The following is a 15,438-nucleotide window of genomic DNA, read 5'->3' on the forward strand; positions in this document are numbered from 1 at the left end:
GGTCAGGGCTGTCCGGCGCCGGCGCGGCACGTGCCGTCGGCGCCGGGCGGGCCCGGCCGGTCCTCCGCCAGCAGTGCGTACGCGGTGGCGACGAACGGGTCGTGTGCGCGGAAGCGGCGGGTGCAGACGGCGGCCAGTTCCGTGCCGGTGTCGGGGCGGAAGCCCAGGAACGCCTGCTGGCCCAGAGCCGCGCGGCTGTGGAAGTAGATCGGCCCGCCGCCGGTGGGGTCATGGAACCAGGCGATGGTGTGCACGTGCCGGTGCGTCAGACCCCTGCGAGCACGGGGCGGCGCACCGCGCACAGGGCGGGGGCGAGCTCCCGTGGCGCGTCGCCCGGATACAGATGGGCCTCAAGGAAGGCGAGCAGGTCGTACGGCGTGGCGCGTACGGCGCCGGCCGCCTGGAAGCCACCGGCGTCGAAGGGGGGACGAGTGTCTCGCCGTCTCTGCGGTGCCCGACGGCGTCGAGCCCGGAGTCGTCCGCGCGCAGGGTCGTGCCGTCGAGGCCGAGCGGGCGCAGCACCTGGTCGGTGAGCAGGTCCTCCCACGGTGTGCCGGTCGCGGCGGCCAGGGCGTGTCCGAGCACGGCGACGCCGTAGTTGGAGTAGCGCCAGCGGGTGCCGGGGCGCTGCCGCTGCCGGTGGCGCAGGTAGGCGTCGACGACCCGGGCGGCCGGGAAGCGGGCGTAGGGGTTGGTGTGCCAGGCGGGCAGGCCGTGAAGGAAGAAGCCGGCCGGGAGGGCGGGCAGCCCTGTCCGAACCGTTCGCCGCGCATCTGGCCCGGGCGGAGATCCCGCTGTCACCGCCCGCGCCCGGCGTGTACCTGGGGTCGTCGGACATCAGCAACGTCAGCACGCGGGTGCCCGCCATCCAACCGTTCGTCGCGATCACGGGCGAGGACGGCTCCGACCACGCCCCGGAGTTCGCCGAGGCGGCCGCCTCGCCCCGGGCCCGCGAGGAGCTGGTCGCAGCGGCTCAGGCCGTCGCGTGCACCGCCGCCGACGTCCTGCTGTCCGGAGAGCTGCGCGAGGAGGCGTGGGCACGGCACCGGGCGGCGTGACTGATTCGGCTCCGGCGGGGGAACCCGGCGAGCCCTGTACCCACCGACTCTCTGGAGAGGGCCCATGAGTCTGTTGCGTGTGCTCGGCCGCCCCATGCTGGCCTCGATGTTCCTCGCGGGCGGGATGAACTCCGTCCGCGACCCCAAGCAGGTCGCCGACGCCGCCGAGCCTGTCGTCCAACCGGTCACCGAGCGCGTGGCGGCGCTGCCGGACCGCACCGAGCAAGTCGTACGGCTCAGCGGCGCCGTGCAGGTCGCGGCGGGGCTGATGCTGGCCACGGGACGCATGCCGCGTCCGGCCGCGCTGGCCATCGCGGCCACACTGGTGCCCACCACACTGGCCGGGCACCGCTTCTGGGAGGCGGAGGACCCCGAGGAGCGGGCACAGCAGCGCATCCACTTCTTCAAGAACATGTCCATGCTCGGCGGGCTGCTGATCGCCGCCGACGACACCGGCGCCCGCCCGTCGGTGATGTGGCGCGGCACCCACGCCGCCCGCGGTCTGCGGCGCGACGCGGGTCTGGTGCGGCGTTCCGTCCGGGCCACCGCACGGCCGGCCGCCGCGGCCGGGCGCGTCCGGGCCAAACTCCCCTCCTGAACCGCCCGCAGGGCACCGGCGGACCGCACGTTGACCCCATGGGGCCGGGGTACCCGAGCGCTGGAGGTGAAGGACATGGGACACGGAGGAAACGTCATCGACGAGCTGGTGGCCGATCACCGCGAGGTCGAGGAGATGTTCGGCAGGATCGAGGCACTGCCGTCCGGCCACCAGGACCGCAAGGTGTACGCCGACCGGGTCACGATGGAGCTCGTACGGCACTCGGTGGCCGAGGAGGCCTACCTCTACCCGGCCGTACGCGAGCATGTGGCGGGCGGGGACGCCCTCGCCGACCAGGAGTTGAAGGACCACGCCACGGCCGAGCAGATCATGAAGGACCTGGAGGCCTGTGACGCGGGCGACGCCGACTTCGACCGGCTGATGGGCATGCTGATGAGCGAGATCCGCTCGCACATCGCCGACGAGGAGGGCAACCTCCTCCCCCGGCTGCGGCAGGCCTGTCCGATGGACACGCTCAACGAGCTGGGCGACAAGGTGCGGAAGGCGAAGAAGACCGCCCCGACCCGGCCGCACCCGGCGGCGCCCGACAAGCCTCCGGCGAACAAACTCCTGGCTCCGGGCACCGGCATGGTGGACCGGCTGCGTGACGCGCTGAGCGGCCGGGGCAAGTCGGAGTAGGCCGGTCACCGAGCGGTGCGGGGTCCGTCGACGGGGCGACGGGCCCCGCTTTCGTGTGGCCGCGGGCCGGGTCAGTCCTCGGCACCGGCCTCGCGGAACCAGGCGATCGTGCGCCGCAGTCCCTCCTCGGCGCGCACCTGCGGGTCCCAGCCGAGCTTGTCGCGGGCCAGCGTGATGTCCGGGCAGCGCGCGGCCGGGTCGTCCACCGGGCGTTCGATGGGGCGGATCTCCGAGGAGGACTCGGCGAGTTCGACGACCAGGCGCGCCAGGTCGAGCATGGTGATCTCGGTCGGGTTGCCGATGTTGACGGGGCCGCGCATGCCGTGGGCGGCGGCCGCGAGGATGCCCCGCACGGTGTCGTCGACGTAGCACAGCGACCGGGTCTGGCGGCCGTCGCCGGTCACGGTGAGGGGCTCGCCGGCCAGGGCCTGCCGCACGAAGGTCGGTACCGCGCGTCCGTCGTGGCCGCGCATCCGGGGGCCGTAGGTGTTGAACAGCCGCACGATGCAGGTGTCGGTGCCCTCGGTGTCGGCGTGGGCGGTGGTCAGCGCCTCGCCGAAGCGTTTGGCCTCGCCGTAGACGCCGCGCGGGCCGACGGGATTGACGTTGCCCCAGTAGCGCTCGCTCTGGGGGCTTTCCTGCGGGTCGCCGTAGACCTCGGAGGTCGAGGCGAGGACGAAGCGGGCGCGGGAGGAGCGCGCGAGGTCCAGGACGTTGCGGGTACCGACGCTGCCGGTCTCCATGGTGTGCAGCGGGAGGCGCAGGTAGTCCGCAGGGGACGCCGGGGAGGCGAAGTGCAGCACGAGGTCCGGCGGCCGCTTGATCCGCAGCCTCTCGGCGACACTGGCCTGGACGAGCGTGAAGCCGGGCTGTTCCATCAGCGGCGAGATGTTCTCGGGCCGGCCGGAGCTGAAGTCGTCCACGCAGGTGACCGCCGCGCCCGCGTTCAGCAGGGCGGCGCACAGATGGGAGCCGACGAACCCGGCACCGCCGGTGACGACGGCGTGCTCCCAGTTCCGCGAGAGGGCGGTGGTCATGTCGGTCTCTCCTCCGTCGGCGGCGGCGCGCGGCACGACGGTCGCGCCTCGGGCCGACGAACGCGGGCCTCAGGGCCGTCGGGCCCACGCCCAGCCTCCGCCGACCGTGCGGGCACGGCGCGGTCGCGTACGGCAAACCGGTGAGTCACGGAGGGTGAGAGGTGCGGGCATCAGGCCGGGAGTGAGGGCCCGGTGCGGGGAGGGGCGCGAGGTGCGTCAGGCGATCAGCGTGCGGCCCGGGTTCAGGCGCTCGAGGAGCTGGTCCTGGTGCAGGGCGGCGACGGGGGCCAGCAGGTCGGGGTGACGCAGCAGAGCGGCGGCGTTCCGGTCGCTGTCGTCGGGGGCGATGAGCCGGCGGAACTCGGCCGGTTCCCCGGTGCTGTGGCTGCCGTCGGCGAGGGCGGCCACAGCCCGGGCCGCCAGCTCCGGGTCGGTCAGCAGGCAGGCCGCCCAGCTGGCCACGACCTCGTCCACCCAGGTGCGCCAGGCGTGTGCGTCCATGTCGTCGCCGAGGGCCGCGTCGGCGCCGGTGACCCAGTCGAGCCGCCCGGAGCCGCCGGGGCCGGCCATGCCGAGCAGGGCGGCGTCCATCACCGTCGGATACCTGAGCCAGGCCGCGACCGTCACGGCCTGCCGGGCCTGGACCTCGCACAGGGCTGAGGCCAGCGCGCCGCCGGAGGCGGGAAAGGCGCGGGTCAGCCACTGGGCGGTCGCCGCGATGACGGGGGAGAGATCTGCTTGCACTGCCGGGCCGTCCGAAGGGAGGGAGCGGGGATCTGGTCGTAGACGGTAACCGCCGCTTCCCGCCCGCGGACGTGATCGGGACCTCGTCCGGGGCGTGGCCTCGGCCACACCGGCCGACGGCGCGAGCCGTGCCCGCGGCGGGCCGCGGAGGAGCCCCGGCCGCTGCCGCTTCGAGCTGCCGTGCGCGGCGACGGCGCCCGTTTCGCGGCGAAGGGGCCGGGCACCCGGCCCGCGTGTTCCCTCACGGACCCGAATCCGCTGGTCCGGCCCGGCGTGCAGGTGCCCGGTCGCCGGCGCGCTCGCTGCGTTTCGACGGCTGGATCGCGGGGATCGGCACGGCGTCCGGCACCCGCGTGGTGCTCGGCCACTGGCCTCGATCGCCGTTCGGGCCGTTCAGCGACGTGATGGTCGAGGAGGCCGACGGACGCCGGCTGCTGCTGGCGCCCACGGGCGAGACGGCGGACTTCATCGCCGGCACGTACGTCTTCGACGAGGTGCGGGTCGTGCCGGTCGAGGTGCGGGTCGCCGACCGCCGGCACTGGACGGTCACCGCCCCGCCGCTCGCCCTGCGCTTCAGCACCGGCCGCCGGAACCTGCCGGGCCTCGCGCTGCGGGCGGTCCCGGGCCGGCTCGCCGCCCACCCGGCCTGGATCGCGTTGTGGGACCGGCCCGCCCGTCTGTTGCTGGGAGCACGCACCCACGGCAGTGCCCGGGCCGGACGGCACCAGTGGTACGGCGCCCGGGATCTGCACCCGGTCGTCTCGGCCACCGCCAGCTACAAGGGCGAGAGTCTCGGAACCCTCGCCCCGGTCGAGCCCCCCGCGCGCTTCGGGCCCGGCTCGACACCCCGCCGTCCCAGCCTCGTTCGGGTCACCACGACGGTGGCCGTGGAGCGGGACCGGAGTACGACAGGAGCTGCGTCATGACGGAACGACGAGCGGATCCGCCGGGCGCTCAGCGTGCCCCGGCCACCGACATGTCCCTGCTGGGCATCTACCTCAACGACCATCTCGCCGGTGCCACCGCCGGGACCGCGCGGGTGCGCCACCTGCTGCGCTCGTGCGGTGGCTCGGCGCTCGCCGACGCGCTGGCCCCGGTCGCCGCCGGGATCGCCGACGACCGGACGAGCCTGCTCCGCATCATGCGGCGCCTGGACGTCCCGGTGCGCCGCTACAAGGTCTACGCGGGCCGTGCGGCCGAGCAGGTGGGACGGCTGAAGAGCAACGGCAGCCTGGTGCGGCGGTCCCCACTGAGCACGTTGTGGGAGCTGGAGGCGCTGGCGCTCGGGGTGGAGGGCAAGCTGGCGGGCTGGGAGACGCTCCGCGATCTGGCGGCCGCGGACGAACGCCTCGACCGGCTGCAACTCGACGAGCTCATGGAACGGGCCCGGCGGCAGCACGCCACGCTGGAGGAGCTGCGCCACAAGCAGGTCGAGGTCGCCTTCCGCGGAGCCTGAGAGACGGGGCCCGGCTCACCAGAACCTGCTGCTGAGGGCGGGCTGATGGGCCAGTTGCACGGCGTCGCGCAGCCGCAGCGCGACCGTGATGGTGGCGCGCAGCGCGGACGGGCGGACGGTCTGGGCGGTCTCGGTGGCCAGGACCAGCAGGCAGGCCGCCGCCTGCTCGACGACCGAGACGGGCAGGGTGAAGTCGTTGTCTGCGGCCGTGCGGAACGCCTTCAGGGGGATCGCGGCTCCGTCGATGGCCCGGTGCGCGGCCTGCTCCAGATGCTGTGCGGCCTGTTCGCACACAGGGGCGGGCAGGGCGATGGTGCGCTGGAACGGTGAACTCGTCATGACCCGACTGCTCCCCCGGCGGCGGCCGGTTCTGTCGGCCGGCGCCGGGATTTCACCGTCCCGCGTGACCGGCGCGTGGCGCATGTCCCGGAATCGACACAGCCTGCGAACGGCCCGGGGAGTACGCAGAAGTGACGACAACGGGGGTACCGAGAATGTCCCGCGACGGTCAGCACGCGCTGGAACGGCGGGTCCGGCAGGACCGACTTCACGGCGTACGTCGACCTCGACGCCACACGCCTGATCCAGCTGCTCGACGTGGACCGCGGGTCCTAGGGGTGAGCAGCCGTCGTCGTACCCTGAGTGCCGGTCCAGCCCGGCGCCGAGAGGGAGTACGTATGACCGCTCGTGCGGATGTCGTGGCCCGGCTCACCGGGCGGGCGGTCAGCGGTGAGCGGCCGCTGTCGAGGGGGCTCGCCGAGGTCACTCTCGACGACGGGCGGGTCGTGGTCGTCAAGCGGTCCGGCGAGCCGGGGGCGGCGCGGGCCGAGGCGGCGGGGTTGCGATGGCTGGCCGCTTCCGGGAGCGTGCGGGTGCCTGACGTGCACGGGCACGAGGAGGGCTGGCTGGTCATCGACCGGGTTGCGCAGGGGCGGCCGGGCCGGGAGGCGGCGGTGCGGTTCGGCAGGGACCTCGCCGCGCTGCACGCCGCCGGGGCGCCGGCGTTCGGGGCGCCACCGCCGGACGGGCCGGCCGACGCGTACATCGGGCTCGCGCCGATGCGCAACGAGCCCGGTACCGACTGGCCGCGCTGGTACGCCGGGCAGCGTGTGCTGCCGTATCTGCGGCGGGCGGTCGACCAGGGCACCATCCGGGCCGGCGAGGCGGTCGTCGTGGAGCGTGTGTGCGAGCGTCTGCCGGGGCTGGCGGGGCCGGCCGAGCCGCCCGCGCGGCTGCACGGCGATCTGTGGAGCGGCAACGTGCTGTGGGCGGCCGACGGGCAGGTGTGGCTGATCGACCCGGCCGCGCACGGCGGGCACCGGGAGACGGACCTCGCGATGCTGCACCTGTTCGGCTGTCCCCATCTGGAGCGGGTGCTGGAGGGCTACCAGGAGGTTGCGCCGCTCGCCGGCGGCTCGGCGGAGCGCGTCGGCGTGCACCAGCTGTTTCCGCTGCTGGTGCACGCCGTGCTGTTCGGCCGGGGCTATGCGGAACGGGCCCTCGCGGTGGCCCGCACGGCCCTGGCGGGGTGACCCGTCAGCGGGTCACGACGTGCCGTTCGTCGGGGACGCAGTGGGTCATGGTGAGGCCCTCGACATCGCGCGGCTTGTTCTTGCCGAGGTTGGCCAGGCGTTCGCGGTCGTCGTCCGTGAGGTCCTGGCTCGCCAGCGGCTCCAGACCGGCCACGTCCTCCGGGCCGATGCCCAGCCCCTCCCCGACCCGCAGGCCGAGGTCGTTCTCGACCAGCAGGAAGTGCCAGACCATGCGCTCCTGGATCGCCCGGTCACACGAGGACAGTTGACCGATGAAGTTCTTCACCAGGTCGTCGCGCTCCCAGTCCTCCAGCAGCAGATAGCGCTGACCTGCCTGGAGGTAGTCGTTGGTGCGGGGGATGCGCTTGCGGGTCACGCGGCCGTGGAGTTCGGGGCCCTGCTCGTCGTGGGTCGGGTAGCGGGCCTCGCGCAGGCCGCCGGTGATGGACGGCTCATAGTTGACCTGCGGGTTCTCGCCTCCGCCGTCCACGTGGTAGGCCATCTGACCGTCGCGCTGGTTGGTGTGCACCTCCGCGTTCCTGGCCTGGTTCACGGGGAGTTGCAGGTAGTTCGGGCCGACCCGGTAGCGCTGGGTGTCGCTGTAGGAGAAGGTCCGGCCGACGAGCATCTTGTCGTCGGAGAAGTCCAGGCCGTCGACGAGGACGCCGGTGCCGAAGGAGATCTGCTCGTTCTCGGCGAAGAAGTTCTCCGGCATCCGGTCGAGCACCATCCGGCCCACCGGCTTCGGCGGGAAGTCCTGCTCGGGCCAGGTCTTGGTGTCGTCCAGCGGGTCGAAGTCGAGCTCCGGGTGGTCGTGGTCGTCCATCATCTGGACGAGCAGCTCCCATTCCGGGTGGTCGCCGCGGGCGACGGCCTCGTACAGGTCCTTGGTGGCGTGGCCGAGGGTGTCGGCCTGGACGTTCGCCGCGTCCGCCTCGGTCATGCTGCGCACGCCCTGCTTGGGCATCCAGTGATACTTGACCAGCTTGGTCTCGCCGTCGGCGTTGACCCACTTGTAGGTGTTGACGCCGAATCCCTGCATATGGCGGTAGTCGGCGGGGATGCCGCGCGGGCTGAACAGGTTGACCAGCATGTGCATGGCCTCGGGCGTCTGCGACATGAAGTCGAAGATGCGGCCGGGCTGCTGCTCGAAGGTCACCGGGTCCGGCTTGAGGGCGTGGATGACGTCCGGGAACTTGATGGCGTCGCGGATGAAGAAGACGCCCAGGTTGTTGCCGACCAGGTCCCAGTTGCCGTCCTCGGTGTAGAACTTCACGGCGAAACCACGCGGGTCGCGGGCGGCCTCGGAGGAGTCGCGTCCGCCGATCACGGTGGAGAAGCGGACCGCGACATCCGTGCGTTTGCCGCGCTCCTGGAACAGTTTGGCCCGGGTGCAGCGGCTGATCGGCTCGTCGCCCCAGGTGCCGTAGGCCTCGAAGTGGCCGTAGGCGGTGACGCCGCGGGCGTGCACGACGCGCTCGGGGATGCGTTCCCGGTCGAAGTGGCTGATCTTCTCCAGGAACTGGTAGTTCTCCAGCGTGGCCGGGCCGCGGGGGCCGATGGTGCGCTGGTTCTGGTTGTCGTAGACCGGATGGCCCTGGCGGTCGGTGAGTACCTTGCGGTCGTCGCCCGGAGCGGGGCCGGTACCGGATACGTCCGTCATGTGCGTGGGCTCCTTCGGCTCGTGGCCGGCGGCCGGCCGGGGCGGCGCCGTGAGCGGCCGCCCGGCCGGCCCTGGCGGGACGGGCCGGGTACCCGGTGGGCCGGGGTCACTCACGCGCCTCGGGCCTCATGGGACGACGTGCCGTCCCCCGGGCCGGGGGCGGCACCGCCGCTACGCTCCGTCACAGGTGGGGCCGACACCCGCGCTCCTGCCGGGGGAAGCGCCCGTCGGCTTCCCGCAGGCTCGGCCTCGCCAGCGTCTCGTCCTCTCCCGCTGCGCCTTCCGCAGCTGCTCCGTCGTGGCATCGGGCAGGTGGGGCGGGCGTGGTCGCCGTGGGAGAAGCGGAAGGCACAGGCGGACCGGTGATCCGGGACGGGCGAACCGCAACATCGCCGTAGGGATGCCCTGTTCACACGGCGGCTGCACGAGGAGACCGCCCGCCTGAGGCTGCCCGCCCTCACTGTGGACGGGACGATGACGGAGGACGAACTCGCCGAGCGGGTCAGTGAACTTCCTGCTCTGACACGCGAAAGGGGCCCGGACCCTGCCAGGGTCCGGGCCCTCGGGGGCCGGCGAGCCTCAGCCTCCGTCGAGGCGTGCGCGCAGCAGTCCCTTGCCCAGTTCGGCGCCCTTGCGGCTGTCCGCCTGGGCCTTGCGGAACAGGTCCGCGACCTCGGTGTCCTTGGCGCGCTCCGCGTCCTGGATGTAGCTCTCCAGACGCAGGGCATTGTTCAGGCACGCCTCGACATACCAGATGAGGTTGTAGTCCTTGTCCTGCGTACCGGTCGCACCGCCGGTCTCCGATGCACTGCTCATGCGGGCCTCCTTCTCGCGGAGTGGACCTCTTCAGATGCCGGGCGGGTACCCGCCCGCCGGTCGGGCACACGGCCCGCGTCCGTCACACCGGCCGGTCGCCCCGTCACAGCCGTCCGACCGGCCGGGCAGACCCGTACGCACCACCAACTCCCCTCCCCTGTACGGCAATCCAGACAGTTGCCCCGGAAGCCCACAGACGCCGGTCACTTTCGGAACGAAGTGACGCTCCACCGTGCGAGATCGGTCGATGACGGTGTGTACTGTGCTGCGGGTGGCTCGCCAGAGCACCTCGGACCCAGCCCTGCCCGACTCCCTCATGGAATCGACTCGATGATCGAAGTACCGGACCTGGCCGTCGGCGCCCTCGCCCTCGGCACACTGTCCGCGTTCGCCCTCGGCGGCGGGCTGCTCCGCTCACGACGGCAACTGGCCGCGCAGCGCGCGAAGACGGCCGCGCTGCGGGCACAACTCGACGGCACCTCACGGGCGTTCACCTCAGAGGTCGAGCATCTGGCGGCGCGTCGGGTGCCCGCCGCGGCCCGGCAGGCCGCACATTCCCACGTCACCGTGCCCGGCCCGCTGAACCCGCAGCTGGCCGGTTCGCCCCTGGGGTCCGCCCTGGAGCAGGTGCTGAAGGGGCTGCACGCCGAGCTGGCCGCGCAGCGCACCCGGATCGACGCGGCCGCACAGGCCGGGATGCGCGGAGCCACCCGGGAGATCCAGGCGGCGCTGTACCGGTTGCAGGACGCCCTGCGCGGACTGCAACAGCGCTACGACGAGCCCGAGTTGGCGCAGACCCTGTTCGAGCTGGACCACGAGAACGAGCAGTCGCTGCGGCGGGCGCAGATCGCCGCGGTGGTGTGCGGGGCCTGGGTGGGGCTCGCCCGGGAGGAGTCCCACCTGGTGGACGCGGTGACGGGCGGTCAGGCCCGGCTCGCGGGATACCGGCGCGTCCGGGTCAACAACCACCTGGCGGCCGGGACGGCCCTGGTGTCCCACGCCGTCGAGCCGGTCGCCATCATCGTCGCCGAACTCCTCGACAACGCGCTCAGGCACTCCGCGCCGGACACCGACGTCGTGGTCAACCTCGAGGCCGTCCACCACGGCGTCTGCGTCACCGTGGACGACGCCGGTCTGGGCATGACGCAGGACGAACGGGCCCGGGCCCAGCGGATGGTCGCCGGTTCGGATCCGATCCTGCTGACCGAGCTCGGAGACCCGCCGCGCATGGGACTCGCGGCCATCGGCCAGCTGACCCGCCAGTTCGATCTGAGCGTGGACCTGTCCTCCCCGTCTCCGTACGGCGGGGTGCGGGCGGTGCTGCGGGTCGACAGTCATCTGCTGACGCGGATCGACCCGGAGGAACTGCCTCCGGCGGCCAGCGCCCCGCGTTCGACCCGGAGGACCGCGGTGGGGGACGCGGGGAGCGTTTCCGCCTCGCCCAGCAGGGCGGAGCCGGGCGTGGCCGCCCCGCCCCACCAGGCCGAACCCGCCCCGGCTGCCGCGTCCGGGACGGCCGCAGAGCGCCAGAAGCCCGGGCCGCTCCCCGCCACCACCGACCACGAGCACGGCTATGGCACGGAGCGGGACGACCGAGCCACCGCCCCGGCCCCGGGCCACCACAGCCCTGAGGACGGCGGCGGCCTCCCCCAGCGGCGTCGCCGCGGCCGCGCCACCACCCCGTCCGGCCCCGCCGCGGCCGAGCCCGCACCACAACGCCGCCCGCGCCGCCCCGAGGAGTCCGCCGCCGCCCTCGGCGCCCTCCAGTCGGGCACCGCGGCGGCGCGGTACGCCGCCGGGTCGAACACCGGCGCCGTCCCAGCCGTACCTGAGGGTGCCCCGGCCGCGACCACGGCCGACGCGGCATCCGACGACACCGACAGCAACGACGACGAAGGGGGAACGGCTCGATGACCAGCCGCGCAGCGGGGGACACGGCATGGGTGCTCGAACCGGTCCTGGAGGTGCCGCACGTCGTGGCCGCCGCCCTGCTCACCCGGGACGGACTCGTCACCGGCTACACCGACGCGCTGTCGCGGCCGTCGGCCGAGCGGGTCGCGGCCATCACCAGCACCGTGCAGGGCGCCTGCCGTACCGCGGCGGCGGCGTTCGCCGACACCGACCGGGCCGAGATCCGGCAGGTCGTCATCGAGTCGGACCACGGATATGTGCTCATCGTGCCGACGGACCACGGCACTTGCGTCGCCGCGTACGGCGATCCCGAGGTGCGGCTGGACCTGCTCGCCCACCGGGTGCACTCGCAGGTCGCGCGGCTGGGCGAGAAGGCGATGGCGGCCGGTCCCCGAGGTGCCGACGGCGACACGCCGGCATGACGGGCCGCCGTGGCGGCCGTCCCCTGGTTCCCGCGTACCTGTCGACCGGCGGGGTGGCGCGGCCCAGCCGTGCGCACCTGGAGCGGCTGTCGGTCCTCACCGGCAGCGGTGAGCCGGCCCCCGCCGACCTGCCCGCCGCCCAGGCGGCCCTGCTGGAGGAGCTGGAGCAGGGGTCGCTGACGGTGGTGGAGGCCGCGGCCCTGCTGCGGCTGCCCGTCTCCGCGGTACTGGTGCTGGCCGCCGGCCTCCTCGACCGCGGCCTGGTACTGGCCCGTGCGCCGATCCCGCCCGCCCGGCGCTTCGACCCCGACCTGCTGAAGAGAGTGGCCGATGGCCTCCGCGACCTCAAGCACCGTTGACGCCCAGTCCGGCGGTACGGACATCCATCTCCCCGACACCGCCCAGGACTTGGTGAAGATCCTGGTCACGGGGCCCTTCGGGGTGGGCAAGACCACCCTGATCCGCTCCGTCTCCGAGATCCGCCCGCTGCACACGGAGGAACAGCTCTCCGAGGCGTCGGCGCAGGTCGACGATCTCGCCGGCGTACGGGACAAGTCGACCACCACGGTCGCCATCGACTTCGGCCGGATCAGCCTGCCGGGCGACGTCGTGCTGTATCTGTTCGGCACGCCCGGTCAGGAGCGGTTCCGGTCGCTGTGGAACGACATCGCCTACGGGGCGCTCGGCGCGCTCGTCCTGGTCGACGCCCGCCGGATCGACGCCTCGTTCGACGTGCTGGGGCTGGTGGAGGAGACCGGACTGCCGTACGCGGTCGCCTTCAACACCTTCCCCGACGCGCCCCGCCACCACACGCCCGAGCAGTTGCGCGCCGCCCTGGACCTGGAGCCCACGACCCCGATGGTGACCTGCGACGCGCGGGAGGCGAACTCCTCGATCGACGCCCTGCTCGCGCTGGTGCAGCACCTGATCGACCACCACCCCCCGGAGCCCCGGTGACCCACCCCTCCCCCGCCGAGCAGGCCTTCTCCCTCGCGGCGCCCGTCCGCCTGTGGGAGGACGGCTTCGCCCGCGACCCCCACCCCTACTACGCCGCCCTGCGCGCCCACGGCCCGGTCGGCTGGGCGGAACTCGCGCCCGGTGTGCCGGCGTACGTCGTCACGGACCGGCGGGCGGCGCTGGAGCTGCTGCACGACACGGAGTCGTTCTCGCACGATCCCCGGCCGTGGGAGGCGAACGTCCCCTACGACTCGCCGGTGCTGGGCATGATGCGCTGGCGGCCCAACACGCTGTTCGCGGACGGGGCCGCCCACCTGCGCTATCGCACCTCGCTGATCGACGCCTTCGACCTGGTGGAGCCGCACGATCTGCGGGCCCGGGTACACCGGGCGGTGCATCTGCTGGTGAGCCGGATCGGGCCGCGCGGCGAGGCCGACCTGGTGGGCGAGTTCACCCGGCCGCTGATGGCGCTGGTGTTCAACAGCCTGTTCGGGCTGCCGGACAGCGCGAGCGACCGGCTCGACGCCGCGCTGGGCAAGCTGATCGAAGGCGGCGCCCAGGCGGCGCAGGGCGAGGCCGAGTTCGGCGGGTACGTGCTGGAGCTGATCGCGGCCAAGACCGGGCAGCGGGGCGACGATCTGCCGAGCTGGCTGCTGGACCATCCGGCGGGGCTGACCCCCGAAGAGGTCACGTGGCAGGTGTTCCTGACCCTCGGCGCGGGACACGAGCCGACGGCCAACCTGGTGTCCAACGCCCTCTCCCGGATCCTCGGCAACCCGGCCTACTACTCGACGCTGACCAGCGGCGCCCGCCCGGTGACGGACGCGGTGCTGGAGGTCCTGCACCACGAGACGCCGCTCGCCAACTACGGCATCCACTACGCCCGTACGCCGGTCGCCTTCCACGGCGCGTGGATCAGGGCCGCGGTGCCGGTGGTGATCTCCTACGGGGCCCTCGCCTCGGCCGCCGAACAGGAGCGCGGCGCGGACCGCCACCCGTCCGACGCCTCGCACCTGTCCTGGTCGGCCGGCCCGCATGCCTGTCCGGTCAAGCAGCACACGCTGCTCATCGCCACCGAGGCGATCGAACGGCTCACCCAGTGGCTGCCCGACCTCGAACCCGTGCTGCCCCGCGAGCGCCTGACGTGGCGGCCCGGTCCCTTCCACCGCTCACTGACGGCGCTGCCCGTCCGTTTCAGCCCCCGCTCCCCCGACCAGCCAGGAGGACAACCGTGACCGTGACCGACCGCATCGCTCTCGACCCGTTCGGCGCCGACATCGCAGCCGAGAGCGCCCGCCTGCGCGCCCTCGGCCCGGTCGTGCCCGTGGAGCTGCCCGGCGGCATCCCCGCCTGGGCGCCCACGCGGTACGACACACTGAAGGAGTTCATCCTCGACCCGCGGGTCAGCAAGGACCCGCGGCTGCACTGGCGGCTGTGGCCCGAGATCGGTGAACACCCCTCCTGGGGCTGGATCCTCGGGTGGGTCGGCGTGGTCAACATGCTCTCCACGTACGGCCCGGACCACACCCGGCTGCGCAAGCTGGTCGCGCCCAGCTTCACGCACCGGCGTACCGAGGCGATGCGGCCCCGGGTGGAGGCGATCACGGCGGAGTTGCTGGCCGCTCTGGAGGGCGCCGGCCGTGAGGTCGTGGACGTCAAGGAGGGGCTCGCCCATCCGCTGCCCATGCGGATGATCTGCGAACTGATGGGCGTGCCCGACGCGTTGCGGGAGGACACCGGCCGGCTCATCGCGGCCATCATGGACACCACCGACCCGAGCCCCGAGCACGCGGCGTCCGTGCAGCAGCAGATCGGGACGGTGCTGCCCGCGCTGATCGCGCACCGGGCCGAGCACCCCGGCGACGACATCACGACCGAGCTGATCCGGGTCCGGGACGAGGACGGCGACCGGCTGAGCGACGAGGAGCTGCTGTACACGCTGCTGCTGGTGATCGGCGCCGGGTTCGAGACCACCGTGAACCTGATAGGCAACGCGGTCGTCGCCCTGCTGCGCCGTCCCGAGCAGCTGGCGGCCGTCCGGTCCGGGGAGATCGGCTGGGACGCCGTCGTCGACGAGACGCTGCGCGCCCACCCGTCGATCGCGTCGCTGCCGCTGCGGTTCGCCGTCACCGATCTCACCGTCGGCGATGTGACGATCCCGGCCGGCGACGCCATCATCACGACGTACGCCGCCGCGGGTCTCGATCCCGAGCGCTACGGGCCGGACGCCGACCACTTCGATGCCACGCGTGCCGCCGACGACCATCTGGCGTTCGGGATCGGCGTCCACCGCTGCATCGGGGCGCCGCTGGCCCGGCTGGAGGCCCTGACCGCACTGCCTGCGCTGTTCGACCGCTTCCCCGAGCTGAGTCTGGCCGAAGGTGACGAGGGCTTGCGGCAGGTGCCGTCGTTCATCGCGTTCGGCTGGCAGGAGATCCCGGTGCGGCTGCGCGGCTGACGTCACCAGGGGCACGCCGCCGGGCGGGGCAGCGCGCGGGAGCGCGACCGGTCCCCCGTTCCGGTCGAGCCCCCGCGGTCAGTTGAACCTACGTCCAGGGCAGCGGCCTTGTGAACCGTGTCGATGCCCTCTGAACGCTCAGCAGGG

At 73.3% G+C, this 15,438-nt stretch carries 16 protein-coding genes and 2 pseudogenes; 12 read left to right on the forward strand and 6 right to left on the reverse strand.

All coding sequences use genetic code 11. The features are described from left to right. Positions 1 to 2: 2 nt before the first annotated feature. Positions 3 to 810 (reverse strand): annotated as a pseudogene (locus tag G3I77_RS36845) (serine hydrolase domain-containing protein); the annotation flags it as partial. Between G3I77_RS36845 and G3I77_RS36850 the strand changes: the two are divergent. From G3I77_RS36850 to G3I77_RS36860, 3 genes and pseudogenes are all read left to right on the forward strand, one after another. Further along, a pseudogene (locus G3I77_RS36850) lies at positions 747 to 1,058 on the forward strand (amidohydrolase); the annotation flags it as partial. The pseudogenes G3I77_RS36845 and G3I77_RS36850 overlap by 64 nt on opposite strands. Positions 1,059 to 1,122: 64 nt before the next feature. Next, positions 1,123 to 1,656 (forward strand): DoxX family protein, encoded by a 534-nt coding sequence (locus G3I77_RS36855; protein WP_248511012.1) that lies wholly within the window; start codon positions 1,123 to 1,125, stop codon positions 1,654 to 1,656. 75 nt (positions 1,657 to 1,731) lie between these two features. Further along, positions 1,732 to 2,295 carry a hemerythrin domain-containing protein gene (locus tag G3I77_RS36860; RefSeq protein WP_248511015.1) on the forward strand — a complete coding sequence of 188 codons (564 nt, stop codon included), beginning with the start codon at positions 1,732 to 1,734 and terminating at the stop codon, positions 2,293 to 2,295. Between the two features lie 71 nt (positions 2,296 to 2,366). Here G3I77_RS36860 and G3I77_RS36865 read toward each other — a convergent pair whose 3' ends face one another. Next, positions 2,367 to 3,332 carry an NAD-dependent epimerase/dehydratase family protein gene (locus G3I77_RS36865; protein WP_248511018.1) on the reverse strand — a complete coding sequence of 322 codons (966 nt, stop codon included), beginning with the start codon at positions 3,330 to 3,332 and terminating at the stop codon, positions 2,367 to 2,369. 216 nt (positions 3,333 to 3,548) lie between these two features. Next, entirely contained in the window at positions 3,549 to 4,076 is a 528-nt protein-coding gene (locus tag G3I77_RS36870; RefSeq protein ID WP_248511020.1) for a hypothetical protein, read from the reverse strand. 302 nt (positions 4,077 to 4,378) lie between these two features. Here G3I77_RS36870 and G3I77_RS36875 point away from each other — a divergent pair, with 302 nt between their 5' ends. After that, positions 4,379 to 5,002 carry a hypothetical protein gene (locus G3I77_RS36875; protein WP_248511086.1) on the forward strand — a complete coding sequence of 208 codons (624 nt, stop codon included), beginning with the start codon at positions 4,379 to 4,381 and terminating at the stop codon, positions 5,000 to 5,002. Next, entirely contained in the window at positions 4,999 to 5,532 is a 534-nt protein-coding gene (locus G3I77_RS36880) for a hypothetical protein (RefSeq protein ID WP_248511022.1), read from the forward strand. Before G3I77_RS36875 ends, G3I77_RS36880 begins: the two co-directional genes overlap by 4 nt. Before the next feature lie 15 nt (positions 5,533 to 5,547). Here G3I77_RS36880 and G3I77_RS36885 read toward each other — a convergent pair whose 3' ends face one another. Further along, on the reverse strand, positions 5,548 to 5,871 hold the full coding sequence (locus tag G3I77_RS36885) for a hypothetical protein (RefSeq protein ID WP_062924861.1): 324 nt from the start codon (positions 5,869 to 5,871) through the stop codon (positions 5,548 to 5,550). Positions 5,872 to 6,209: 338 nt separating this feature from the next. On the opposite strand from G3I77_RS36885, the gene G3I77_RS36890 reads away from it, so the two are divergent. Continuing rightward, the gene (locus G3I77_RS36890) at positions 6,210 to 7,064 is read left to right on the forward strand and encodes a fructosamine kinase family protein (protein ID WP_248511025.1); all 855 of its coding nucleotides are present in this window, start codon (positions 6,210 to 6,212) and stop codon (positions 7,062 to 7,064) included. Between the two features lie 4 nt (positions 7,065 to 7,068). On the opposite strand, the gene G3I77_RS36895 is transcribed toward G3I77_RS36890, so the two are convergent. Beyond that, positions 7,069 to 8,727, reverse strand: a complete 1,659-nt coding sequence (locus G3I77_RS36895; RefSeq protein WP_248511026.1) for a catalase — start codon at positions 8,725 to 8,727, stop codon at positions 7,069 to 7,071. Positions 8,728 to 9,306: 579 nt separating this feature from the next. Then, positions 9,307 to 9,543 carry a hypothetical protein gene (locus tag G3I77_RS36900; protein WP_248511027.1) on the reverse strand — a complete coding sequence of 79 codons (237 nt, stop codon included), beginning with the start codon at positions 9,541 to 9,543 and terminating at the stop codon, positions 9,307 to 9,309. A gap of 330 nt (positions 9,544 to 9,873) precedes the next feature. On the opposite strand from G3I77_RS36900, the gene G3I77_RS36905 reads away from it, so the two are divergent. The 6 genes from G3I77_RS36905 to G3I77_RS36930 are packed head-to-tail and all read left to right on the forward strand — an operon-like array spanning position 9,874 to position 15,291. Further along, complete coding sequence (locus tag G3I77_RS36905) at positions 9,874 to 11,457, forward strand: ATP-binding protein (protein WP_248511028.1); 1,584 nt, start codon at positions 9,874 to 9,876, stop codon at positions 11,455 to 11,457. Next, positions 11,454 to 11,876: a roadblock/LC7 domain-containing protein gene (locus G3I77_RS36910; protein ID WP_062924866.1), complete on the forward strand. Its 423-nt coding sequence runs from the start codon at positions 11,454 to 11,456 to the stop codon at positions 11,874 to 11,876. Before G3I77_RS36905 ends, G3I77_RS36910 begins: the two co-directional genes overlap by 4 nt. Then, positions 11,873 to 12,235, forward strand: a complete 363-nt coding sequence (locus tag G3I77_RS36915; protein ID WP_248511030.1) for a DUF742 domain-containing protein — start codon at positions 11,873 to 11,875, stop codon at positions 12,233 to 12,235. The genes G3I77_RS36910 and G3I77_RS36915 overlap by 4 nt, the downstream gene beginning before the upstream one ends. Then, on the forward strand, positions 12,207 to 12,833 hold the full coding sequence (locus tag G3I77_RS36920; protein WP_248511031.1) for an ATP/GTP-binding protein: 627 nt from the start codon (positions 12,207 to 12,209) through the stop codon (positions 12,831 to 12,833). Before G3I77_RS36915 ends, G3I77_RS36920 begins: the two co-directional genes overlap by 29 nt. Further along, the gene (locus G3I77_RS36925) at positions 12,830 to 14,068 is read left to right on the forward strand and encodes a cytochrome P450 (RefSeq protein WP_248511032.1); all 1,239 of its coding nucleotides are present in this window, start codon (positions 12,830 to 12,832) and stop codon (positions 14,066 to 14,068) included. Before G3I77_RS36920 ends, G3I77_RS36925 begins: the two co-directional genes overlap by 4 nt. Next, positions 14,065 to 15,291 (forward strand): cytochrome P450, encoded by a 1,227-nt coding sequence (locus G3I77_RS36930; RefSeq protein ID WP_248511033.1) that lies wholly within the window; start codon positions 14,065 to 14,067, stop codon positions 15,289 to 15,291. The genes G3I77_RS36925 and G3I77_RS36930 overlap by 4 nt, the downstream gene beginning before the upstream one ends. Positions 15,292 to 15,438: the final 147 nt, after the last annotated feature.

Origin of the sequence: Streptomyces sp. D2-8, assembly GCF_023184515.1 — a bacterium.
Classification (GTDB): domain Bacteria; phylum Actinomycetota; class Actinomycetes; order Streptomycetales; family Streptomycetaceae; genus Streptomyces.